Source organism: Cryobacterium soli (assembly GCF_003611035.1).
GTDB classification, from domain to species: domain Bacteria; phylum Actinomycetota; class Actinomycetes; order Actinomycetales; family Microbacteriaceae; genus Cryobacterium; species Cryobacterium soli.
The window spans coordinates 991,561-1,014,564 of record NZ_CP030033.1; the positions used below are offsets into that span (position 1 = coordinate 991,561).

A 23,004-nucleotide genomic window follows, 5' to 3' on the forward strand; every position below is an offset into this window, starting at 1 on the left:
CGCGCGCGGAACCCGGGCGCTCTTGCGTCCGGCTTGCGGGGGTCTTGCGGCAATCTTGCGCAAACCTTGCGCTGAAACCACCTGTTTTGGCGCGCCGCTGGCGAGCCGTCCACTAGGGCTGTGCGCCTTAAACGGGGGGTCAGGAGGGTGCCGGGCGGCGCATCCGGCACACAAAAAAAGAACCGCACGCCGTCACCCGAAGGTGGCGGCGTGCGGTTCTTCAGCAGCGCTCTGCGCTTAGCGCTTGCGCTTCTCGCGCACGCGCATGCTGATGTTGATCGGGCTGCCGGCGAAGCCGTAGACCTCGCGCAGGCGACGCTGGATGAACCGGCGGTAGCCCGGGTCGAGGAACCCGGTGGTGAAGATCACGAAGGTCGGCGGGCGGCTGGAAGCCTGGGTGCCGAACAGGATGCGCGGCTGCTTGCCGCTGCGCACGGGGTGCGGGTGCTCCGCGGCCAGCTCGGCGAGGAACGCGTTGAACTTGCCGGTGGCGACGCGGGTGTCCCACGACTCGAGCGCGAGCTCGAGGGCCGGAACCAGCTTCTCCATGTGACGGCCGGTCTTGGCGGAGATGTTCACGCGCGGGGCCCAGGCCACGTGGGCCAGGTCCTGCTCGATCTCCCGCTCGAGGTAGCGGCGGCGGTCGTCGTCGATCTGGTCCCACTTGTTGAAGGCGAGAACCAGGGCACGGCCGGATTCGAGCACCAGGTCGATGACGCGCACGTCCTGCTCGCTGATGACCTCGGTGACGTCGATGAGCACGACGGCCACTTCGGCCTTCTCCAGCGCGGCGCTTGTGCGCAGCGATGCGTAGAAGTCGGCGCCCTGGGACAGGTGCACGCGACGGCGGATGCCGGCGGTGTCGACGAAGCGCCAGACCTTGCCGCCGAGCTCGACCTGCTCGTCGACAGGGTCGCGGGTGGTGCCGGCCAGCGAGTTGACGACAACGCGCTCTTCGCCGACGACCTTGTTCAGCAGGCTGGACTTGCCCACGTTCGGGCGGCCCAGGATCGCGACGCGACGCGGTCCGCCGACTTCCTGCTTGGCGACGTTGGAGATCTCGGGGAGCTCTTCGAGGATCGCGTCGAGCAGGTCGGCCACACCGCGGCCGTGCAGCGCGGAGACCGGCCAGGGCTGGCCGAGGCCGAGCGCCCAGAGGCTGGCCGCTTCGGGCTCCTGGCGGATGTCGTCGACCTTGTTGGCGATGAGGAAGACGGGCTTGCCGCTGCGGCGGAGCAGCTTGACGACGGCCTCGTCGGTGGAGGTGGGGCCCACGTTGGAGTCGACGACGAACATGACGACGTCGCACAGCTCGATGGCCAGTTCGGCCTGCATGGCGACGGACGCGTCGATGCCCTTGGCGTCGGGCTCCCAGCCGCCGGTGTCGACGAGGCTGAAGCGGCGTTCGTGCCATTCGCCCTTGTAGGTGACCCGGTCACGGGTCACGCCGGGGGTGTCCTCCACGACGGCCTCGCGGCGGCCGAGGATGCGGTTCACGAGCGCGGACTTGCCCACGTTGGGGCGGCCGACGATCGCGATGACCGGCAGGGCCGGCAGGTACGTGATGGCGTCGGGGTCGTCGGAGACGTGGTCGAGAACGTCGAAGTCCTCGTCGTCGAGGTCGTACTCGTTCAGACCGGTGCGCAGCGCGGTGGCGCGCTGCGAGATGAGTGCGTCGTCCTCGTCGAGGTCGGTCAGGCGCGATGCGATTTCCGGGTCGAGCTCGGGGATCGTCGTGTCGTCGAATTGATTAGTCATTGCGAGTTCCTCGCGGTATTGATGACCTCTACAACCGCGTCAATGGTCTGGTCGAAGTCGAGATGGGTGGAGTCGACGGTGGTCACACCGTCTGCGGCGCTCATGAATTCCACTACCTGGGAGTCGGCGCGATCCCTCGATCGCAACTGTTCCGCCACGGTGTGGGCCGATTGGGTTGATATTTCCGCAGAGCGCCTAGCCATTCTAGCCTCTTCGGTCGCTGTGAGTAGAATGCGCACCTCAGCTTCCGGTGCCACGACGGTGGTGATGTCGCGGCCTTCGACCACCACACCGGGCTGCGGAACGGCCCGGGCGATCGTGCGGAACAGCTCGGTGAGGTGCGTGCGCACCGCGGGGACCCGGGCGATGGCGCTGACCACGGCCGAGATCTGCGGCTCCCGGATGGCGTCGGTGACGTCGGTCTGACCCACCCGCACGAAGTAGGCATCCGGTTCGGTGCCGATCGTGTAGTCGAAGGTGTCGAGGGCGCCGGCGACGGCATCCGCGTCTTGCGCGTCGATGTTCTGCGCCAGCACGTGCCAGGCGAGGGCCCGGTAGGCCGCACCGGTGTCGAGGTAACCGTAGCCGAGCTTGCGGGCCACGGCACGGCTCACGCTGGACTTGCCGCTGCCGGCGGGCCCGTCAATCGCGACGAACAGGGGGTAGGAGTGCTTGCTCAAACGTCTAACCGACAATCCGCCAGCCGCGGGCGGCCAGCTCAGTGGTGAGGCGGCTGACCGCCTCGGGGAGGATGCTGATCTCGGCGAGCCCGATCTGGGCTCCCGGGGAGTGCTCGAGGCGCAGGTCCTCGAGGTTGACGCCCACCTCGCCGATCTCGTTGAAGAGACGGGCGAGCTGGCCGGGGGTGTCGTCGACCATCACGGTGATGACGGAGTAGCGGCGGTCCTGACCGTGTTTGCCGGGCAGCCGGGCCACGCCGGCGTTGCCGCCGGCGATCTCCTCGGCCACCTGCCGGCGGGCGCCGGGGGCGGCGGGGTCGGCGAGGGCGTCGATGAACCGGTCCAGGTCGTCACGGAGGGCCAGCAGGATCTGCCGCACCGGGGCGGGGTTGGCGCCGAGGATCTGTACCCACAGTTCGGGGTCGCTCGCGGCGACCCGGGTGACGTCGCGCACTCCCCCGCCGGCGAGGTTGAGCGCGGAGCCGGGCGCGTCGGTGAGCCGGCGCGCCATCAGGGTGGACACCACCTGGGGCACGTGAGAGACCAGGGCGACGGCGTTGTCGTGGTCCTCCGGGCTCATCTCCACCAGGGTGGCGCCGAGGTCGAGGATCAGGTCGTCGATGGCGGTGGCGCGCTGGTAGCTGATCGCGTCGTGCGCGGCGACCACCCAGGGGCGGCCGATGAACAGGTCGGCGCGGCCGGCGAGGGGTCCGCCGCGTTCGCGGCCGGCCAGCGGGTGCGAGCCGATGTACCGGGAGACGTCGGCGCCGCGTTCGCGCAGCTCGGTGAGCGGGGCCAGCTTGACGCTGGCCACATCCGTCACGATCGCGTCGGGGAACGCTTCGAGTTCGCGGGCGACGATGTCGGCCGTCACGTCCGGCGGCACGCACACGACGATGAGCTGCGGGGCGTCGCCGGCAGCGGCGGCGCGGCCGGCGCCGTAGTCGATGGCCAGCGACAGGTTGGTCGGCGACGCGTCGGCGAGGATCACGTCGAGGCCGCGGGCGGTGAGGCCCAGGCCGATGCTGGTTCCCAGGAGCCCGGCGCCGACGACTCGCACCGGCCCGATCAGGCGAGACTCGACCACGTTCGGCTCCAAACTTGCGCGGTTGACAGGGGGTGAAACGGATGCTGCGGGGGCTACTTCTGCGCCCTACTTCTGCACTTCGGCGCGGGACACCGTGAGCAGCTGACCGAGTTCCACCTTAGTGAGGTCTCGCACGGCGCCGGCCCGGAGGGTGCCCAGCTGCAGCGGGCCGAACTGACGGCGCACCAGGTCCACGACGGGGTGGCCGACGGCGTCCATCATCCGTCGCACGATGCGGTTGCGGCCGGAGTGCAGGGTGAGCTCGACGAGGGTGAAGCCGTCGCCGGGAGGGCTGGTGAGGATGCGGGCCTTGTCGGCGGCGATGGGGCCGTCCTCGAGCTCGATGCCGCTCTGCAGCTTGCCGATGGTCTGCGCGGAGACGCGGCCTTCGACCTTGGCGATGTAGGTCTTGGCGACGCCGAAGGAGGGGTGCGCGAGCACGTGGGCGAGGTCACCGTCGTTGGTGAGGATGAGCAGGCCGCTGGTGGCGGCGTCGAGGCGGCCCACGTTGAACAGGCGTTCCTCGTAGCCCTCGGTGAACTGGCGGAGGTCCGGGCGGCCGCTCTCGTCCTGCATGGAGGAGACCACGCCGACGGGCTTGTTGAGCATCACGTAGCGGCGGCTGGTGTCCAGCTGCACGGCCACGTTGTCCACGGCGATTTTGTCGGTCTCGGGGTGCACGCGGCGGCCGAGCTCGGTGACGACCTTGCCGTTGACCCGCACGCGGCCGGAGCTGATCATCTCTTCGCTGACCCGGCGGGAGGCGACGCCGGCGGCGGAGAGCACCTTCTGCAGGCGGATGCCGTCGGCGGCGGCCTCGGGGTTCGTCGCGAAGTCCGGGTTGGTGCTGCTGGTGTCGGTGTAGCCGTCGTTGTGGTCGGTCATGGTAGATCCTCGAATCCGTTCGCACCGTCGGCGAGCAACGGCGAAATTAGTGGCAACTCGTCGAGCGAGTTGATTCCCAGCTGCACGAGCAGCAGGTCGGTGGTGGCGTAATTGATCGCGCCGGTCTCGCTATCGGTGAAGGCTTCGGTGATCAATCCGCGCCCCAGGAGGGTGCGCACCACCGAGTCGACGTTAACGGCCCTGATCGAGGCTACCGCGCCGCGGCTGATCGGTTGCTTGTAGGCGATCACGGCGAGGGTCTCCAGGGCGGCCTGGGAGAGCCGGCTGGGGTTCTGGGTGAGCACGAAGTCGGCTACGACGGGGTCGTGTTCGGCGCGCACGTAGATGCGCCAGCCGCCGGCCACCTCGCGCAGTTCGAAGCCGCGGCGCACGGTGCCGTCGACGCCGTCGAAGTCGGCGACGAGCCGCAGGATGGCCTCGCGCACCTCGACGAGCGGACGCCCGACCGCGCTGGCCAGGTGCACCAGGCTCTGCGGCTCATCCGCCACCATCAGAATCGCCTCGAGCCGCCGCTCGATCGGCTGCGCCTCGCCCGCTCCCCCGTCGCCGGTCGCGCCCGTCTCACCCGCCGAGCCTCCTGCGCTGGTCGATCCTGTCGAGACCCCGCGAGCCGACCCCTCGGACACGCCCCCGTCGCTGGTCGAGCTTGTCGGGACCCCGTGAGCCGATGTCTCGACCGCGGCAGTGCTGGCATCAGGCGTCATAGTCGGCTCCGAGATTCGCGAGGTTGTCGTCCGACCAGCCGTCGGCATCCCAGTGCAGACTGAGCTCCCCGAGCGGTTCCAGCTGGTCGTAGGTGAGGGCGCCGTGCCGGTACAGCTCGAGCACGGCGAGAAACCGGGCGATGACCTGCCCCTTCTGCGCGCAGTCCACGATCAGCTCCCGGAACGTGAGGGTCTGATTCGCGCGCAGCATCGCCACGACGATCGCCGCCTGCTCCCGGATGCTCACCAGCGGCGCGTGCAGATGCTCCAGCCCCACAGTGGGCAGCTCGCGCGGCGTGAGGGCCAGCGCGGCCAGCGCGCCGAAATCGGCGAGCGAGAGCGTCCAGACCAGCTCCGGAGTCGTCGTGCGGTACTTCTCTTCGAGCCGCACCGAGCGCACGTGCCGGGTGGCCTCGTGTTCGAGGTTCTCGAGGAACCACGCCGACGCCGTCTTGAACGCGCGGTACTGCAGCAGCCGGGCGAAGAGCAGGTCGCGGGCCTCGAGCAGCGCCACGTCCTCGGCATCCACCAGCTCACCCTGGGGCAGCAGGCCCACCAGCTTGAGGTCGAGCAGGGTGGCCGCCACCACGAGGAACTCGGTGGCCTGGTCGAGCTCCTCGGCCGCGTCGAGGCCGCGCAGGTAGGCGATGAACTCGTCGGTGACCCGGCTCAGCGAAATCTCGGTGATGTCGAGTTCGTGCTTGCCGATCAGCGAGAGCAGCAGGTCGAACGGGCCCTCGAAGTTCTGCAGCGCCACGGAGAAGCCGGGCGTGGGCATCCCGTTGCCGCCGTCGACCAGCGTGCCGGCCGTGCCGGAGGCGGCCGAGGCTGTCGCCGCGGCGGTGGCCGGAACGGCCGAGAGCCGCTTAGGCGACCGCGCCACGCTGGATCAGTTCCCGCGCCGCCTGCTTGTAGGCCTTGGCGGCGGCGTGCTCCGGAGCGAACTCTGTGATCGGCACCCCCGCGACACTGGCATCCGGGAATTTGACGGTGCGCCCGATGACGGTGTCGAGCACCCGGTCGCCGAACGCGTCGACGACCCGCTCCAGCACCTCACGCGAGTGCAGCGTGCGGGCGTCGTACATGGTGGCCAGGATGCCGTCGAGTTCGATGGCCGGGTTGAGCCGGTCGCGCACCTTGTCGATGGTCTCGATGAGCAGGGCAACGCCGCGCAGGGCGAAGAACTCGCACTCGAGCGGGATGAGCACCCCGTGGCTGGCGGTGAGCGCGTTGACCGTGAGGATGCCCAGCGACGGCTGGCAGTCGATGAGGATCACGTCGTAGTCGTTGGAGACCTTGCGAAGCACCCGGGCGAGGATCTGCTCGCGGGCGACCTCGTTGACCAGGTGCACCTCCGCGGCGGAAAGGTCGATGTTGGCCGGGATGATGTCCAGGCCCTCGACAGCGGTGTGCTGGATGGCCTCGTGCGGGTCCTTGGAGCCGCTCAGGAGCAGGTCGTAGATGGTGGTGACGTCGTGGGTGGGCACGCCGAGACCGGCCGACAGGGCGCCCTGCGGGTCGAAGTCGATGGCGAGCACCCGGCGGCCGTAGCCGGCCAGCGCCGCGCCCAGGTTGATGGTGGTCGTCGTCTTGCCGACGCCGCCCTTCTGGTTGCACAGCGACACGATGCGCGCCGGCCCGTGGCTCTTCAGCGGGGCAGGTTCTTCGAACACCTGCACCGGTCGCCCGGTTGCGCCGGTGGGGAGTTCCTCGAGTCCGGGAAGCTGCGTCCGGCTATCCGTCTTACGCGCCACTGGGCTGTCCTCGATCCGTCATGCAATTCACTTGGTCGATTCTACCGAGCCGCCACGCCCGCCCCCGCCAAGATACCCGGTGTGCCGCTACTCGCTGCCGTTCGCGCGACGGTCGAGCCCGCCGAGACCAGGTGAGCCGGTCTGCGGAACGCAACCGTTGCGCTGGTCGAGCTTGCCGAGACCCCGTGCGCCGGTCTCGAGGCACGTCACGAGGTCTCGACGGGCTCGACCAGCGATGGGGCCCGACACACGCGCAGGTCCGGTCAGCCGGCCTTCTTGTCGTCGGTGCCGGCGCGTACCCGCACCACGGTCTCCCAGCCGGCCACGATCACGAGCACCGCGGTGGTCACCGCGCCCAGCTGCAGCGGGTTGAGCGCAAACACAAACGCGGCCGCGAACGCCACCAGCAACGCCCCGATCCCCACCAGGTACGACACGAGCAGCTCGCGCGCCACGACCAGCCGGAACAGCAGCATCCCCGCCACATAGAGCAGCGGACCGCCCACCAGCACCACGGCGGTCGACAGGGTCATGCCGGCGTGCGGGTGCGAGAGCACCTCCTTGTCGGCGACCGAGGTGAGCACGATGCCGGCGATGATCACCGCGTGCACGTAGGTGTAGGCCAGCCGGGCGATGCGGCCCGGCTCGGCCGCGGCGGCGATGGCCTTGGCGCCGGCGCGTTCGCTGTGGTCGAAGTACAGCCACCACATGGCCACACTGGCGCCGAACGCGAGCAGCATGCCCAGGATGCTCTCCGCCGACGATTCCTTGTCGACGAACGCGAACCCGGTGACGAGCAGTGATTCGCCCAGGGCGATGATCACGAACAGGGCACTGCGCTCGGCGATGTGCCCGCCGGAGAGGTCCCACTGGTCGACACCGGAGGCGCCGAGTCCGGGCACCCGGAAGCCCAGCCCGGCGGAGAGGTACTCGATGGCCAGCGCGATCAGCCAGAGCGGCAACCTATATTGCAGCGGCAGCAGCGCGCCGACGATCCAGAACACGCTGGACAGGGCCAGCCAGGCGAGGATCCGCACGAAGGTGCGGCGCAGCTCCGGGTCATGCCGGGCCACGGCGAACAGCATGAAGGCGGTGCGGCCCAGTTGCAGCACCGTGTACGCGAGCGCGAAGACGATGCCGCGGTCACCGAACGACTCGTAGATCGAGACGCTCACCACAAAACCCACGAGCGACAGGCCCAGCACCACGCCGCGCACGGGCAGCTTGGCCGGGTCGAGCCAGTTGGTCACCCAGGTCGTGTACACCCAGAGCCACCACAGGGCGAGCACGAGCATCGCCGACTCGAGAGCACCCTCCCAGGACTGGTTCTCGTAGAGGTAGCGGGAGAGCTGGGTGAGCGCGAAGACGAAGATCAGGTCGAAGAACAGCTCCACGTAGGTGACGCGGTCGGCGGCCTCCGAGTCGTCGGGGCGCAGCAGGTTGCGACGGATGCCGAAGCGGCCGGCCGGCGTCGCTGCCGGCGGGGGCGGGGAGGTGCGGGTCACTCCCCCATTGTCAGGGATGCGGCCTGCGGAACGCACCCATTCCGCTGAACAGGCCGTCAGCGGGCTCGGGGGTGGGCGGTGGTGTACATGTCGCGGAGGGTGTCGATGGTGACGAGCGTGTAGATCTGGGTGGTGGCCACCGACGAGTGGCCGAGCAGTTCCTGCACCACGCGCACGTCGGCGCCGCCGGAGAGCAGGTGGGTGGCGAAGGAGTGCCGCAGCGTGTGCGGCGACACCTCGATGCCCAGCTCGGCCCGTTCGGCGGCGGCGCGGATGATGAGCCACGCGTTCTGCCGGCTCACCCGGTGCCCGCGCACCCCGAGGAACAGCGCCGGGGTGGCTTTGCCGCGAGCGGACAGCACCGGCCGGGCCCGCACCAGGTATGCGTCGATCGCGGTGCGGGCGAAGCTGCCCACCGGCACGATGCGCTGCTTGTTGCCCTTGCCGGTGAGGCGCACCACGTCTTCCTCGAGCACGTCGTCGACGTTGAGGTTGACCACCTCCGACACCCGCGCCCCGGTGGCGTAGAGCAGCTCCAGCAGCGCCTTGTCGCGCAACTGCGGCAGCTCGTCTCCGTCGGTGGCGGCCAGCAGCTGGTTGACTTGCTCGATCGAGATGGCCTTGGGCAGTCTGAGGCCCAGTTTGGGCGGTTTCGTCTCGTGCGCGACGTCCGCGTCCACGAGGGATTCCTCGAGCAGGAACCTGTGGAACCCGCGCACGGTGGAGAGGATCCGCGCCACCGACGACGCCGTCAGCGGCGACTCGGCCCGCCCGCCCAGGAACTGCACGAACGCGCTCACCTGCACGGCGGTGACGGCGCCGAGGTCGGTGACACCGGCATCCGTCAGCCAGCCGGCGTAGATGACCAGGTCGCGGCGATACGCGGCGACCGTGTTGGCCGAGAGCCCGCGTTCAATCGAGACATGCCGCAGATACGAGTGCACGGCCTCCTCGACGAACACGGGGCCGGTCACACCGTGTGGTCCCAGTTCGACGGATGCCGCGGCCACGGCAGGTCCGCCGGGCCCAGGCTCGCCCAGCCGCGCGCGCGGGAGGCCGCAGCGGCCAGCACCCCGACGACCAGCGACGGGTTCTGCACCTTGCGGGCGAGGATCGCGTCGATGCAGTCGTCCAGTGACACCCAGCGGGTGATCATGTCGGCTTCTTCCTCGGTGCGTTCGAACACCTCGGTGGCCGGCGACAGGCCGCGGGCCAGGTAGATGCGGATGACCTCGTTGCTGCCGCCCGGGGACGTGTAGAACTCGGTCAGCACGTTCCACTCGGATGCGACGACGTCGGTTTCCTCGGCCAGTTCACGCTGCGCGCCGATGTAGGCGTGTTCGCCGTCCACGTCGAGCAGCCCGGCGGGCAGTTCCCACTCGCGCATCCGGATCGGGTGCCGGTACTGCTGGATCAGCAGGACCCGGTCCTGGTCGTCGAGAGCGAGCACGGCCACGGCGCCGGGGTGATCGATGTAGTCGCGCACGATCTCGGTGCCGTTGTAGTCGAAGGCGTCCTGGCGCACGTTCCAGACGTAGCCCTCCATGCGCAGTGCGCTGGAGTTCAGCGGCGTCGGCGCCGGCTCGTCCTCGATCGGCGGCAGCAGGCTGTCCGCGTCGGCGCGAGCACCGAGCGGGTTCACTGCTGCCGCGTCAGCGAGAGCGGGATCAGGCATCTTCCTTCACCTCGAACAGGCGGCTGGCCTGCTGGCGGTCCAGCGCCGCACCGATCAGGCCGCGGAACAGCGGGTGGGCGTCGCTCGGGCGTGAGCGCAGCTCGGGGTGAGCCTGGGTGCCCACGTAGAACGGGTGCTCGGCGCGGGGCAGCTCCACGTACTCGACGAGGTGGCCGTCGGGCGAGGTGCCGGAGAACCACAGGCCGGCCTCGGCGATCTGAGCGCGGTAGTTGTTGTTCACCTCGTAGCGGTGGCGGTGACGTTCGGATGCCTCGGAGGCGCCGTACAGTTCGGCGACGAGCGAACCGTCGGCCAGGGTGGCCGGGTACAGGCCCAGGCGCATGGTGCCGCCCAGGTCGCCGCCGGCGATGATCTCGACCTGCTCTTCCATGGTCGCGATCACCGGGAACTCGGTCTCCGGGTCGAACTCGCTGGAGGAGGCGCCCTCGAGGCCGGCCTTGTTGCGGGCGTACTCGATGACCATGCACTGCAGGCCGAGGCAGAGGCCGAGCACGGGGATGGCGTTCTCACGGGCGAACTTGAGGGCGCCGAGCTTACCCTCGATGCCGCGCACACCGAAGCCGCCGGGGACGCAGATGCCGTCGAGCTCGCTGAGCATCGCGGCGGCGCCCTCGGGGGTCTCGCAGGTGTCGGAGGCGATCCACTCGATCTTCACCTTGGTCTGCTGGGCGAAGCCACCGGCGCGCAGCGCCTCGGTCACCGAGAGGTAGGCGTCGGGCAGGTCGATGTACTTGCCGACCAGGCCGATGGTGACCTCGTGCTTGGGCTCGCGCACGGCGTCGAGCACCCGCTGCCAGGCGGTCCAGTCCACGTCCTTGACCGGCAGGCCGAGCGCGTCGGTGATGTACTTGTCCAGACCCTGCTCGTGCAGCACGGCGGGGATCTCGTAGATGCTGGGCACGTCTTTGCAGTTCACGACGGCGTCTTCGTCCACGTCGCACATGAGCGCGATCTTGCGCTTGTTCGACTCGGAGACGGGCCGGTCGCTGCGGAGCACCAGCGCATCCGGCTGGATGCCGAGGGAGCGGAGCGCGGCGACGGAGTGCTGGGTGGGCTTGGTCTTCTGCTCACCGGAGGCGGCCATGAACGGCACCAGGGAGACGTGCACGAAGAAGACGTTCTTACGGCCGAGCTCGTGGCGCACCTGACGTGCGGCCTCGATGAACGGCTGCGACTCGATGTCGCCGACGGTGCCGCCGACCTCCGTGATGATCACGTCGGGGCGGGGCTCGTCGCTGGCCTGCAGCCGCATCCGTCGCTTGATCTCGTCGGTGATGTGCGGGATGACCTGCACGGTGTCGCCGAGGTACTCGCCGCGGCGTTCGCGGGCGATGACCTGCGAGTACACCTGACCGGTGGTCACGTTGGCCGCCTGGGTGAGGTTGATGTCGAGGAAGCGCTCGTAGTGGCCGATGTCGAGGTCGGTTTCGGAGCCGTCGTCGGTGACGAAGACTTCGCCGTGCTGGAACGGGTTCATCGTTCCAGGATCGACGTTGAGGTAGGGGTCGAGCTTCTGCATCACAACGCGTAGTCCGCGAGCAGTGAGCAGGTTGCCGAGGCTTGCCGCCGTCAGGCCTTTACCCAATGAAGAAACGACACCACCGGTCACAAAAATGTGCTTTGTAATGTCGTCTGATTTGTCCGCGTTTATATTGTTCACCACGGGCTTCGATCCTATCACCTAGTGTGGGCCTCTCCGTTGGAGCTGGTTGTATGGGCAAGTTCGATGAGCTCGCGGGCGTGCTCGAGGCCGCTGGCGGAGTCGGGCAGTCCGGAGAGCAGACGCGCCATCTCGGCGGCCCGGTCGTCGCCGGTGAGCTGGCGCACGCTGCTGGCGGTGACGGAGCCGTTGCTGTCTTTCACGACGCTGAGGTGGTTGCCGGCGAACGCGGCGACCTGGGCGAGGTGGGTGACCACGATCACCTGCGCGGTTTCGGCGAGCCGGGCCAGTCGCCGGCCGATCTCGATGGCGGCCGCACCGCCCACTCCGGCGTCGACCTCGTCGAAGACGAAGGTGGGCACCGGGTCGGTGGCGTTGATGACCACTTCGATCGCCAGCATCACACGTGAGAGTTCGCCACCGGATGCGCCGCGCGCCAACGCCCGCGGCTCGGCCCCTGCGTGCGGCTGCAGCATGATCCGCACGAGGTCCAGGCCGGTCACCGAGACCTCGTCGAGCGGTTCGATCTCCACCACCAGGCGGGCGTCGGGCATGGCCAGGGCGGCCAGTTCGCGGGTCACGGCGGCGCCGAGCGCGGCGGCCGCGGTGGTGCGGATGCCCGTGAGCGTCTCGGCGAGGCGCTGCACGAGGTCGCGGTCGGCGGTGGTGTCCGCCTGGAGGGTCTCGATGCGGTCGGAGTCGCTGTCGAGTTCGAGCAGGCGGCTGCTGCCGGTGTCGAGGAAGTCGATGGCCTCGTCGAGGCCGCCGGCGAACTTGCGCGACAGGGCGCTCAGCTCGGCGCGGCGCTCCTGCACCACCTCGAGCTCCCGGGCACCGTCGGCGTCGAGGCCGGCGAGGTAGCTGGAGAGCTGCCCGGCGATGTCGGCGACGGCGAACCCGGCGTTGGCGAGGGCCTCGGCCAGTGGCGGCAGGGTGGGGTCGTGCTCGGCGGCGCGTTCGAGCTGTCGGCGGGCGGAGTCGAGCAGGGCCACCACGTCGGGGGTGTCGTCGCTGGAGTCCTCGGCGGAGAGCAGCTCGCGTGACGAGGCGGCGGCGAGGCGCAGTTCCTCGAGGTTGCCGAGCCGTTCGGCCCGGGCGCTGAGTTCGTCGTCCTCGCCGCGTTGCGGGGCGGCGAGTTCGATCTCGGCGATGGCCAGCCGCAGGTCCTCGGCTTCGCGGGCGCGGCGGTCCTGTTCGGCGATGAGCAGGTCGAGTTCGGCCTGGTTGGCGTGCCAGCGGTGGTAGGCGTGCTGGAAGGCGGTGAGGGCATCCGCGAGTTCGGCGCCGGCGAACCTGTCGAGGGCGCCGCGCTGGGCGGAGGTGGAGCGCAGGCGCACCTGGTCGGACTGACCGTGCACCACGACGAGGTCGCTGCCGAGGTCGCCGAGCACGCCGGCCGGGGCGCTGCGGCCGCCCACGACGGCGCGGCTGCGTCCTTCCGCAGACACCGAGCGGCTGAGCAGCAGTTCGGGGCCGTCGAGGTCTCCCCCGGCGTCGTGCACCCGCTGGGCCACGGGGCCGGCCGGGTCGACCAGCCAGCGGCCTTCCACCCAGCTCTGCGACTGGCCGGCGCGCACGGTGCCCGGGTCGGCGCGTTCGCCGAGCAGCAGGCCGAGCGCGGTCACGACCATGGTCTTACCCGCGCCAGTCTCCCCCGTGATGGCCGTGAAGCCGGGTCCGAGCGGCAGGGTGGCCTCTTTGATCACGCCGAGGTCGCGGATGACGAGTTCTTCGATCATGGCCAGGCCTCACTCACGTCCGACCGGGCCGCGCCAGCCCGTGATCGGCAGATCGAACTTGTTCACGAGCCGGTCGGTGAACGGACCGCTGTGCAGCCGGGCCAGGCGCACCGGCACCGGGGAGCGACGCACGATCACGCGGGCGCCCGGCGGCAGGTCGGAGACCCTCCGGCCGTCGGCGCAGAGCACGGCCGAGCTGTCGCCGCGCGCCAGCACCTCCACCGCCAGCGAGGAATCGGGCCCCACGACCAGCGGGCGGGCGAACAGGGCGTGTGCGCTGAGCGGCACGAGCAGCAGGGCGTCCAGGCTCGGCCACACGATGGGGCCGCCGGCGGAGAACGAGTAGGCGGTGGACCCCGTGGGGGTGGACAGCACCACTCCGTCGCAGCCGAAGGCGGAGAGCGGACGGCCGTCGACCTCGATGATGACCTCGATCATCCGTTGCCGGCTGGCCTTCTCCACGGTGGCCTCGTTGAGCGCCCAGGTTTCGTAGACCACCTCGTGGTCCACCTTCACCCGCACCGACAGGGTCATCCGCTCTTCGACGAGGTAGTCGCGCAGCAGGGCGCGGCGAACGGCTTCGCCGAGGTCGTCACGTTCGCTTTCGGCGAGGAAGCCCACGTGGCCCAGGTTGATGCCGAGCAGCGGGGCGGAGCAGCCGCGCACGATCTCGGCGGCGCGCAGGATGGTGCCGTCGCCGCCGAGCACAATGACGAGCTCCAGGTCGGTGGCCTGCACGGTCTCGCCGAGCACGGCGGTGCTGCCGTTGAGTTGCGGGCAGGAGGCCAGCAGGTCGTTGCGCTCCTCGGCGGCCAGCACGGGCACGGCGCCGGCGGCGATGAGTTGCTCGCACACCGTCGCGGCGGCTTCCAACGAATCCTGCCGGCCGGTGTGGGCCACGACGAGGATGTGCCTGGGCGTTGCGGTCATGCTCGTCACGCTCCCACCAGGACGGTTATCCGATCGATCCATTCTGTCGGATTGCTGCCGGTTCCGGTTCGCATCCACACGAGATACTCGTGGTTGCCCGCAGCTCCCGCGATCGGCGACGCGATGAGGCCGTTGATGCCCAGGCCGAGATCCCAGCCGGCCCAGAGCACGCCGGAGACGGCGTCGGCGCGCAGGCCCGGGTTGTGCACGACACCCTCACGGATACCGCCGCGCCCGACCTCGAATTGCGGCTTGATCAGCAGCACAAAATCGGCGCCCTCGGCGGCGGTGGCCACAAGGGCGGGCAGCACCGTGGTGAGCGAGATGAACGAGAGGTCGCCCACGACGAGGTCGGGCCGGTCGGTGATGCCGGACGCGCCCGCGATGGTCTCCGCGGTGGCGTAGCGCAGGTTGAAGCCCTCCACGAGGGTGACCCGGGGGTCGGCCTTGATGGTGGGCGACAGCTGGCCGTGGCCCACGTCGACGGCGATGATCCGGCCGACGCCGCGTTCGAGGAGCACCTGGCTGAAGCCGCCGGTGGAGGCGCCGGCATCCATTGCGGTGCGGCCGGCGACGGGCAGTTCGAAGGCGTCAAGAGCGGCGACGAGTTTGTGCGCGCCGCGGCTGACGTAGTGGTCGGTGGGGGCGACGGCGATCACCTGGCTGTCGCGCACCTTGGCGGACGCCTTGACGACGGGGCTGCCGTCCACGGTCACAAGTCCCTCGGCGATGAGCCGGGCGGCCACGGTGCGCGATCGCACCAGGCCGCGGTCGAACAGGGCCGAATCCAGGCGCTGCTCCCCCGTGGGCGCCACCGGTTCACTGACGGGGGCCGGAGTGTGGATGGGCACGCTGGTGGGTTGGGGGGCCGGCCGCTGCGGTGCCGGAGTCTGCTCGGAGTCGGTCCCCAGGTCGGGGTCTGGCGCGGTCGGGTTGTGCGTAGTCATTCGGCCTTCGATCGGGGCACGTCTCCACCTTCGAGGTGGTCGCGCAGACTGTCGTGCAGCTCGGAATATGCCGCGGCCCGCTCCGCGAGCGGCAACGCCTCGACGGCCGCGAGGCGGGCGTCGAGGTCACCGTCCAGAACGGGCGGGGCCGGTACGTCGGCGGGTCCGGTGGCTGGGGCAGCCGAAGTGGGGCGCGGCCCCGGGCGGCCCGGGGTCGGTCCGGCCGGCGGTCGTGCCTGGTCTACTCCGTCTGCACTCACGCCTCCTAGGCTACCGTCCGAGATAGAGACTCTCCGGAACGTTGAGCCCGTAGATCGGTCGGCCGGACGCCCAGATCACGGCGCACGCCGCGCGCAGCAGGTTGATTCCGTCGTCACCGACGGCCATGATCTCCACGTCGGCACCGTGGATGCGCACGGATGCGCCGTCGACGGTGGCCTGGGACTTGTCCTTGGAGAACACGGTCACCGGGTAGGGCTCGTGCAGCTGGCGCAGGTCCTCGAGGATGAACGTGGGGCGTTCCTCCGGGCCGGCGGCCAGGGCCTGCTTGGCCTTGTCGATGCCCGTGAGCACCAGCACGGCCGGGATTCCGGCCCGGTTGGCGCCGAGGATGTCGGTGTCGAGCCGGTCGCCGATGAACAGCGGCGCGGTCGCCTCGAAGCGTTTGATGGCCTCGAAGAAGATCGGCGTCTCGGGCTTGCCGGCCACGAGGGGCAGGCGTCCGACGGCGGTGTGCACCGCGGACACCAGGGTGCCGTTGCCCGGAGCGATGCCCCGTGCCTGCGGGATGGTCCAGTCGGTGTTCGTGGCGATCCACGGGATGCCTGAGTAGTCACCGTCGGGGGTGACGCCGGCGTTCAACGCGAAGCAGGCTTCGGCCAGCTGGGTCCAGCCCACGTCGGGCGCGAACCCCTGCACCACGGCGGCCGGGGAATCCTCGGCGGACCGGGTCACCTCGAAACCGTGCTTCTGCAGTTCGTCGACGAGCCCGTCGCCGCCCACGACCAGGATGCGGGAGCCGGCCGGTACCTGCTCCACGAGCAGCCGCATGGCCGCCTGGGGCGAGGTGACGACGTCGGACGGGGCCACCTGGAGACCGAGGTCGGTGAGGTGGCCGGCGACGGAGGCATCCGTGCGCGAGGCGTTGTTGGTGATGTAGCCCACCCGGATGCTCTCGGCGGCCTGGTTGAGGCTGTCGACCGCGAACGGGATGGCGTTGGGTCCGGCGTAGACCACGCCGTCCAGGTCTGCCAGCACCACGTCGATGCCGGCCAGGGGCGTGGCCGGCTCAGTCAACGGGCGTCGTCTCAGGATCTTCGTCCACGCCCTCGGCGTGGTCGGTCGCTGACTCGGACTCGTCGGTTGATTCGTCATCGGGTGCGGCAATGTCCTCGGTGTCGGTGATGGTCAGATCGGCGGTTTCGAGTTCGTCGGGAGTGTCGGCGTTGTCGGCCTCGTCTTCGTCGGGAGTGTCGGCGTTGTCGGCCTCGTCCTCGTCGGACTCCTCGTCGCTGTCGTCCGCGTCCTCGTCCTCGTCGAATTCTTCGTCGTCGAGTTCGACGATCTCGATGGTCTCGTCGACGTCACCGTTCAGGGCGGCGTCGGCGCGCGAGGCGCGTTCGTTCCAGAGGTCGGCTTCGTCGGTGCGGCCGAGTTCTTCGAGCACCTCGGCGTAGGCGGCGAACAGCTCGGAGCTGTAGGAGAACGCCGTCTTGGGGTCGAGCTGGGCGATCTCGAGCTCGCTCAGCGCGGCCTCGGTCTCTCCCAGGTCGAGGCGGGCGCCCGACATCGCGATGGCCAGGGCCACCTGCACGCCGGCCGGCAGGGTGCTGCGGTCGACGGACCGGCCGAGCTCGAGGGCCCGGTCGGGGCGGCCGACGCCGCGTTCGCTGTCCACCATCAGGGGCAGCTGGGCGTTGGAGCCGGAGATGCGACGGTAGGTGCGCAGTTCCCGCAGTGCCAGAGCGAAGTCGCCGGTGGCATAGGCGGTGATGGCGAGGCTCTCGCGCACGACGGCGATGCGGCCGGCCCGACGGGCGGCGCTCATCACGTGGCGGTGGGCCAGCTCGGGGTCTTCGTCGATCACGCGAGCGGCCATGGCCAGGTGGCGACCCACGGCCTCGGCGTTGTCCTTGGTGAGGGTCTTCAGCTCGTTGCGCGCGATGCGGTCGAGGTCGTCGGCCGTGATGTCGTCGGGCAGGTCCGGGTCGTCGTGACGGGGACGCACCGAACGCAGCTCGCGCTGCATGCGCTGCTCTTCGGTCATCTCCTCTTCCACGACGCGGGCGTCGCGGTCGTTACGGGCCGGAGCGCCGTCGCGGGTCCACAGCTTCTTACCGGCGTCGCGGGGCGCACCGGCGCGGGTCGGCGAGCCGCCGCGGGCGCTGTCCTTCAGCCACGGCTTGTTCTCGGTGTCGCGCTGCGGGCGGTCGGAGTTGCCTTTGTATGCCGGGCGGTCGCTGTTGCCCTTGTACGCGGGACGGTCGCCGTCGCGCTGGGGACGGTCACTGTTGCCCTTGTATGCCGGGCGGTCGCTGTTGCCCTTGTACGCGGGACGGTCACCGTCGCGCTGCGGACGGTCGCTGTTGCCCTTGTAGGCAGGGCGATCGGAGTTGTACGCGGGACGGTCGCCATCGCGCTGCGGGCGATCGGAGTTGCCCTTGTAGGCAGGGCGGTCCGTGTTGCCGCGGTAGGGAGGACGCTCGCCGTCGCGCTGCGGACGGTCGGAGTTGCCCTTGTAAGCAGGGCGGTCCGAGTTGTACGCCGGGCGGTCGGAGTTGCCGCGGTACGGAGGACGATCGCCATCGCGCTGCGGGCGATCGGAGTTGCCCTTGTAAGCAGGGCGGTCCGAGTTGTACGCCGGGCGGTCGGAGTTGCCCCGGTACGGTGCACGCTCCCCGCCCTGCGGACGGTCGGAGTTGCCACGGTACGGAGGACGATCCCCATCGCGCTGCGGGCGGTCAGAGTTACCGCGGTACGGAGGACGGTCGCCATCGCGCTGCGGGCGGTCGCTGTTGTACGCCGGACGATCGGAGTTGCCCCGGTACGGCGCACGCTCGCCGCCCTGCGGCCGGTCGGAGTTGCCGCGGTGCGGAGGACGATCGCCATCGCGCTGCGGGCGGTCAGAGTTGCCCTTGTAGGCCGGACGGTCAGAGTTGCCGCGGTACGGCGGACGATCGCCATCGCGCGCCGGACGGTCGCTGTTGTACGCCGGGCGGTCCGAGTTGCCGCGGTACGGCGCACGCTCCCCGCCCTGGGGACGGTCGGAGTTGCCGCGGTACGGCGCACGGTCGCCACCCTGCGGACGATCTGAGTTGCCGCGGTACGGCGCACGGTCGCCACCCTGCGGACGATCTGAGTTGCCGCGGTACGGAGGACGCTCTCCATCGCGCTGCGGGCGGTCGGAGTTGCCGCGGTACGGAGGACGTTCCCCGTCACGCTGCGGACGGTCGTTGCCGGCGCCGGCGTTGCCCTTGTATGGCGGTCGGGCGCCGTCCTGGCGGGGCCGGTCGGATCCTCCGCGACCTCCCTGGTAGCCGCCGGTTCGACGATCGCCGCTTCCGTTATCGCGTGCGTCGTTGCCGTTGCGTTCCGTGGGGGTCACTGTTTATCTCCTGTAGGTGTGGCTTACGTACCGGACTGCATCTCCAGCGTACGTTAACGCAAAATGGCCACCCGAATGGGTGGCCATTTTGACTAAGTTAAGTCCGGCGGTGTCCTACTCTCCCACAGGGTCCCCCCTGCAGTACCATCGGCGCAAAGAGTCTTAGCTTCCGGGTTCGGAATGTGACCGGGCGTTTCCCTCTTGCTATGGCCGCCGAAACAATGTGCGATGCCCCGGCACCAGGTGCCGGTCATCAAGTCGTTTCGAACCATCAAGCTTCGATCCCTCGAGTCTACAGGAGAACGGCCGCCCGCGCCTCCCCCGCGACCTGCGAGAAAAGCCCCACAACCACGCCGATTCCGTTGCTCACCTCGCAGGTCGCGGATGCCGCCGGCCCCGCCCGCGCGCAGAATGTCGCGAACGCGTACACGCCGCGTCCGATCGGTGGTCGAGCGTGTCGAGGCTTCGGGCGGGGTGGGGTTAAACGCAAAATGGCCACCCCGTGTGGGGTGGCCATTTCGTGTGTTTCTAAGTTAAGTCCGGCGGTGTCCTACTCTCCCACAGGGTCCCCCCTGCAGTACCATCGGCGCAAAGAGTCTTAGCTTCCGGGTTCGGAATGTGACCGGGCGTTTCCCTCTTGCTATAGCCGCCGAAACATCTTCCGATGAATCGAATCTATATTTTTAGTTATAGAGCCCCCGCGTGGAGGGCGTTTGTTCTCGACCGTACATCGAGAACCACATAGTGGACGCATAGCAGCTTATTCAAACTGAGTGTTATCAAATTATCGGCTTATTAGTACCGGTCAGCTCCAAGAGTCTTTAGTCCTCTCTTCCACATCCGGCCTATCAACGCAGTAGTCTAGCTGCGAGCCTCTCCCCCTAAGGGATGGAAATCTCATCTCGAAGCCGGCTTCCCGCTTAGATGCTTTCAGCGGTTATCCGTTCCGAACGTAGCTAATCAGCGGTGCTCCTGGCGGAACAACTGACACACCAGAGGTTCGTCCATCCCGGTCCTCTCGTACTAGGGATAGATCTTCTCAAATTTCCTGCGCGCGCAGCGGATAGGGACCGAACTGTCTCACGACGTTCTAAACCCAGCTCGCGTACCGCTTTAATGGGCGAACAGCCCAACCCTTGGGACCTACTCCAGCCCCAGGATGCGACGAGCCGACATCGAGGTGCCAAACCATGCCGTCGATATGGACTCTTGGGCAAGATCAGCCTGTTATCCCCGAGGTACCTTTTATCCGTTGAGCGACAGCGCTTCCACAAGCCACTGCCGGATCACTAGTCCCGACTTTCGTCCCTGCTCGACTTGTCAGTCTTACAGTCAAGCTCCCTTGTGCACTTACACTCGACACCTGATTGCCAACCAGGTTGAGGGAACCTTTGGGCGCCTCCGTTACTTTTTAGGAGGCAACCGCCCCAGTTAAACTACCCACCAGGCACTGTCCCTGAACCGGATCACGGTTCGAAGTTAGGTATCCAATATGACCAGAGTGGTATTTCAACGATGACTCCACCTGAACTAGCGTCCAAGCTTCACAGTCTCCCACCTATCCTACACAAGCCACACCGAACACCAATACCAAGCTGTAGTAAAGGTCACGGGGTCTTTCCGTCCTGCTGCGCGTAACGAGCATCTTTACTCGTAATGCAATTTCGCCGAGTTCGCGGTTGAGACAGCTGGGAAGTCGTTACGCCATTCGTGCAGGTCGGAACTTACCCGACAAGGAATTTCGCTACCTTAGGATGGTTATAGTTACCACCGCCGTTTACTGGGGCTTAAATTCTCAGCTTCGCCTTACGGCTAACCGTTCCTCTTAACCTTCCAGCACCGGGCAGGCGTCAGTCCGTATACATCGTCTTGCGACTTGGCACGGACCTGTGTTTTTAGTAAACAGTCGCTTCCCACTGGTCTCTGCGGCCTTCGAACGCTCCAGGAGTAAATCCCTTCACGCCTCAGGCCCCCCTTCTCCCGAAGTTACGGGGGCATTTTGCCGAGTTCCTTAACCACGATTCTCTCGATCTCCTTAGTATTCTCTACCTGATCACCTGAGTCGGTTTGGGGTACGGGTGACTAAAACCTCGCGTCGATGCTTTTCTTGGCAGCATAGGATCACTGATTTCACCCTTACGGGCTACCCATCGGGTCTCAGCCTTATATGAGAGACGGATTTGCCTATCTCTCGGCCTACATCCTTAGACCGGGACAACCATCGCCCGGCTCAGCTACCTTCCTGCGTCACACCTGTTAATACGCTAACCGCACCAGCATAGGGTCGCACGCTAGGCCTCACGCTTCACCCCGAAGGGATCCATCTAGAGGATTCAGATGCTTAGCATTACTGGATTAGCTTGGACGGTTTTTCATCAGTACGGGAATATAAACCCGTTGTCCATCGACTACGCCTGTCGGCCTCGCCTTAGGTCCCGACTTACCCAGGGCGGATTAGCCTGGCCCTGGAAACCTTGATCTTTCGGAGGACGGGTTTCTCACCCGTCTTTCGCTACTCATGCCTGCATTCTCACTCGTGTAGCCTCCACGGCTGGTTTACACCGCCGCTTCGCTGGCCACACGACGCTCTCCTACCCATCAACACGGCTGAACCAACACCACAAGGGTGCGGCTTACCAAAAATATCAATGCCACAACTTCGGTGGCGTGCTTGAGCCCCGTTACATTGTCGGCGCGGAATCACTTGACCAGTGAGCTATTACGCACTCTTTCAAGGGTGGCTGCTTCTAAGCCAACCTCCTGGTTGTCTATGCAACTCCACATCCTTTCCCACTTAGCACGCGCTTTGGGACCTTAGATGGTGGTCTGGGTTGTTTCCCTCTCGACGATGAAGCTTATCCCCCACCGTCTCACTGCTGCGCTCTCACTTACCGGCATTCGGAGTTTGGCTAACGTCAGTAACCTTTTAGGGCCCATCGGCTATCCAGTAGCTCTACCTCCGGCAAGAAACACGCAACGCTGCACCTAAATGCATTTCGGAGAGAACCAGCTATCACGAAGTTTGATTGGCCTTTCACCCCTATCCACAGCTCATCCCCTCCATTTTCAACTGAAGTGGGTTCGGTCCTCCACGACGTCTTACCGTCGCTTCAACCTGGCCATGGATAGATCACTTCGCTTCGGGTCTAGGACATGCGACTGAATCGCCCTATTCAGACTCGCTTTCGCTACGCATTCCCCTCTCGGGTTAAGCTCGCCACATATCACTAACTCGCAGGCTCATTCTTCAAAAGGCACGCTGTCACACCAACAAAGGGTGCTCCAACGGTTTGTAAGCAAACGGTTTCAGGTACTATTTCACTCCCCTCCCGGGGTACTTTTCACCTTTCCCTCACGGTACTTGTTCACTATCGGTCATGTAGGAGTATTTAGGCTTATCAGGTGGTCCTGACAGATTCACACGGGATTTCTCGGGCCCCGTGCTACTTGGGATACTCTTCGGGCGATTGCTGCATTTCGACTACGGGGTTCGCACCCTCTATGACCAGGCTTTCAATCCTGTTCGTCTATACAACGTTCTAACCCTCACTGTTCGGCAGAAGCAGCAGAAAAGTCCCGCAACCCCGACCATGCAACGCCTGCCGGCTATCACACATGATCGGTTTAGCCTCTTCCGGGTTCGCTCGCCACTACTAACGGAATCACTATTGTTTTCTCTTCCTGTGGGTACTGAGATGTTTCACTTCCCCACGTTCCCTCTACCCGCCCTATATATTCAGGCGGGAGTCACCAGGTCACCTTGCGGGCCTGGCGGGGTTTCCCCATTCGGACATCCTCGGATCACAGTTCGTTTATCAACTCCCCGAGGCTTATCGCAGATTACTACGTCCTTCTTCGGCTCTACATGCCAAGGCATTCACCGTTTGCTCTTAGAAATTTGAAATCACATGAGTTTGAATCGATTAAGTGTCACGAACAAAGTCCGTGACCGAAATTGACCAATGATCACACACTTCGAAAAGTGTGTTGATCTTTGTAATTTGACCCCGAAGGGTTCAAATTTAAGATGCTCG

Annotated in this window: 17 protein-coding genes and 3 rRNA genes; all 20 read right to left on the reverse strand. The window is 67.2% G+C overall.

Features of this window, described 5'->3' with window-relative positions:
* Positions 1-237: 237 nt before the first annotated feature.
* The 20 genes from der to DOE79_RS04640 all read right to left on the reverse strand — a co-directional run bounded on the left by der (position 238) and on the right by DOE79_RS04640 (position 22,874).
* Positions 238-1,758, reverse strand: a complete 1,521-nt coding sequence (gene der, locus DOE79_RS04545; RefSeq protein ID WP_120337479.1) for a ribosome biogenesis GTPase Der — start codon at positions 1,756-1,758, stop codon at positions 238-240.
* On the reverse strand, positions 1,755-2,438 hold the full coding sequence (cmk, locus tag DOE79_RS04550; protein ID WP_120337480.1) for a (d)CMP kinase: 684 nt from the start codon (positions 2,436-2,438) through the stop codon (positions 1,755-1,757). The genes der and cmk overlap by 4 nt, the downstream gene beginning before the upstream one ends.
* Positions 2,439-2,442: 4 nt before the next feature.
* The gene (locus DOE79_RS04555; RefSeq protein ID WP_245977115.1) at positions 2,443-3,525 is read right to left on the reverse strand and encodes a prephenate dehydrogenase; all 1,083 of its coding nucleotides are present in this window, start codon (positions 3,523-3,525) and stop codon (positions 2,443-2,445) included.
* Between the two features lie 66 nt (positions 3,526-3,591).
* A complete protein-coding gene (locus tag DOE79_RS04560) occupies positions 3,592-4,410 on the reverse strand; it encodes a pseudouridine synthase (protein WP_120337481.1) in 819 nt (272 codons plus the stop codon).
* Positions 4,407-5,135: an SMC-Scp complex subunit ScpB gene (gene scpB, locus DOE79_RS04565; protein ID WP_120337482.1), complete on the reverse strand. Its 729-nt coding sequence runs from the start codon at positions 5,133-5,135 to the stop codon at positions 4,407-4,409. The genes DOE79_RS04560 and scpB overlap by 4 nt, the downstream gene beginning before the upstream one ends.
* A complete protein-coding gene (locus DOE79_RS04570) occupies positions 5,125-5,913 on the reverse strand; it encodes a segregation and condensation protein A (protein ID WP_120340158.1) in 789 nt (262 codons plus the stop codon). Before DOE79_RS04570 ends, scpB begins: the two co-directional genes overlap by 11 nt.
* An 88-nt stretch (positions 5,914-6,001) precedes the next feature.
* Positions 6,002-6,889: a ParA family protein gene (locus DOE79_RS04575; RefSeq protein ID WP_120337483.1), complete on the reverse strand. Its 888-nt coding sequence runs from the start codon at positions 6,887-6,889 to the stop codon at positions 6,002-6,004.
* Between the two features lie 263 nt (positions 6,890-7,152).
* Entirely contained in the window at positions 7,153-8,394 is a 1,242-nt protein-coding gene (locus DOE79_RS04580) for a low temperature requirement protein A (RefSeq protein ID WP_220094284.1), read from the reverse strand.
* Positions 8,395-8,450: 56 nt separating this feature from the next.
* Entirely contained in the window at positions 8,451-9,368 is a 918-nt protein-coding gene (gene xerD, locus DOE79_RS04585; RefSeq protein WP_245977117.1) for a site-specific tyrosine recombinase XerD, read from the reverse strand.
* Positions 9,365-9,940, reverse strand: a complete 576-nt coding sequence (locus tag DOE79_RS04590) for an NUDIX domain-containing protein (protein WP_120340161.1) — start codon at positions 9,938-9,940, stop codon at positions 9,365-9,367. The genes xerD and DOE79_RS04590 overlap by 4 nt, the downstream gene beginning before the upstream one ends.
* A gap of 121 nt (positions 9,941-10,061) precedes the next feature.
* Complete coding sequence (locus DOE79_RS04595; RefSeq protein WP_425455681.1) at positions 10,062-11,753, reverse strand: CTP synthase; 1,692 nt, start codon at positions 11,751-11,753, stop codon at positions 10,062-10,064.
* Positions 11,754-11,767: 14 nt separating this feature from the next.
* On the reverse strand, positions 11,768-13,489 hold the full coding sequence (gene recN / locus DOE79_RS04600) for a DNA repair protein RecN (RefSeq protein ID WP_120337484.1): 1,722 nt from the start codon (positions 13,487-13,489) through the stop codon (positions 11,768-11,770).
* Positions 13,490-13,498: 9 nt separating this feature from the next.
* The gene (locus DOE79_RS04605; RefSeq protein WP_120340163.1) at positions 13,499-14,419 is read right to left on the reverse strand and encodes an NAD kinase; all 921 of its coding nucleotides are present in this window, start codon (positions 14,417-14,419) and stop codon (positions 13,499-13,501) included.
* Between the two features lie 5 nt (positions 14,420-14,424).
* Positions 14,425-15,366: a TlyA family RNA methyltransferase gene (locus DOE79_RS04610; RefSeq protein ID WP_120337485.1), complete on the reverse strand. Its 942-nt coding sequence runs from the start codon at positions 15,364-15,366 to the stop codon at positions 14,425-14,427.
* The gene (locus DOE79_RS04615; protein WP_120337486.1) at positions 15,363-15,626 is read right to left on the reverse strand and encodes a hypothetical protein; all 264 of its coding nucleotides are present in this window, start codon (positions 15,624-15,626) and stop codon (positions 15,363-15,365) included. The genes DOE79_RS04610 and DOE79_RS04615 overlap by 4 nt, the downstream gene beginning before the upstream one ends.
* Before the next feature lie 10 nt (positions 15,627-15,636).
* Positions 15,637-16,662, reverse strand: coding sequence for an HAD-IIA family hydrolase (locus tag DOE79_RS04620; protein WP_245977119.1), 1,026 nt, complete (start codon positions 16,660-16,662; stop codon positions 15,637-15,639).
* Positions 16,655-18,970, reverse strand: a complete 2,316-nt coding sequence (locus DOE79_RS20725; RefSeq protein ID WP_181445860.1) for a primosomal protein — start codon at positions 18,968-18,970, stop codon at positions 16,655-16,657. The genes DOE79_RS04620 and DOE79_RS20725 overlap by 8 nt, the downstream gene beginning before the upstream one ends.
* Positions 18,971-19,071: 101 nt before the next feature.
* Positions 19,072-19,188: ribosomal RNA gene (gene rrf / locus DOE79_RS04630) — 5S ribosomal RNA — on the reverse strand.
* A 319-nt stretch (positions 19,189-19,507) separates the two neighbouring features.
* Positions 19,508-19,624: ribosomal RNA gene (gene rrf / locus DOE79_RS04635) — 5S ribosomal RNA — on the reverse strand.
* A gap of 121 nt (positions 19,625-19,745) precedes the next feature.
* Positions 19,746-22,874: ribosomal RNA gene (locus DOE79_RS04640) — 23S ribosomal RNA — on the reverse strand.
* Positions 22,875-23,004: the final 130 nt, after the last annotated feature.

What these genes read in the sequence shown, in the direction of transcription:
- der (WP_120337479.1), bottom strand. Translation starts at nt 1,758, where the DNA reads ATGACTAATCAATTCGACGACACGACGATCCCCGAGCTCGACCCGGAA.
- DOE79_RS04560 (WP_120337481.1), bottom strand. Translation starts at nt 4,410, where the DNA reads ATGACCGACCACAACGACGGCTACACCGACACCAGCAGCACCAACCCG.
- scpB (WP_120337482.1), bottom strand. Translation starts at nt 5,135, where the DNA reads ATGACGCCTGATGCCAGCACTGCCGCGGTCGAGACATCGGCTCACGGG.
- DOE79_RS04570 (WP_120340158.1), bottom strand. Translation starts at nt 5,913, where the DNA reads ATGCCCACGCCCGGCTTCTCCGTGGCGCTGCAGAACTTCGAGGGCCCG.
- DOE79_RS04590 (WP_120340161.1), bottom strand. Translation starts at nt 9,940, where the DNA reads ATGGAGGGCTACGTCTGGAACGTGCGCCAGGACGCCTTCGACTACAAC.
- recN (WP_120337484.1), bottom strand. Translation starts at nt 13,489, where the DNA reads ATGATCGAAGAACTCGTCATCCGCGACCTCGGCGTGATCAAAGAGGCC.
- DOE79_RS04605 (WP_120340163.1), bottom strand. Translation starts at nt 14,419, where the DNA reads ATGACCGCAACGCCCAGGCACATCCTCGTCGTGGCCCACACCGGCCGG.
- DOE79_RS04610 (WP_120337485.1), bottom strand. Translation starts at nt 15,366, where the DNA reads ATGACTACGCACAACCCGACCGCGCCAGACCCCGACCTGGGGACCGAC.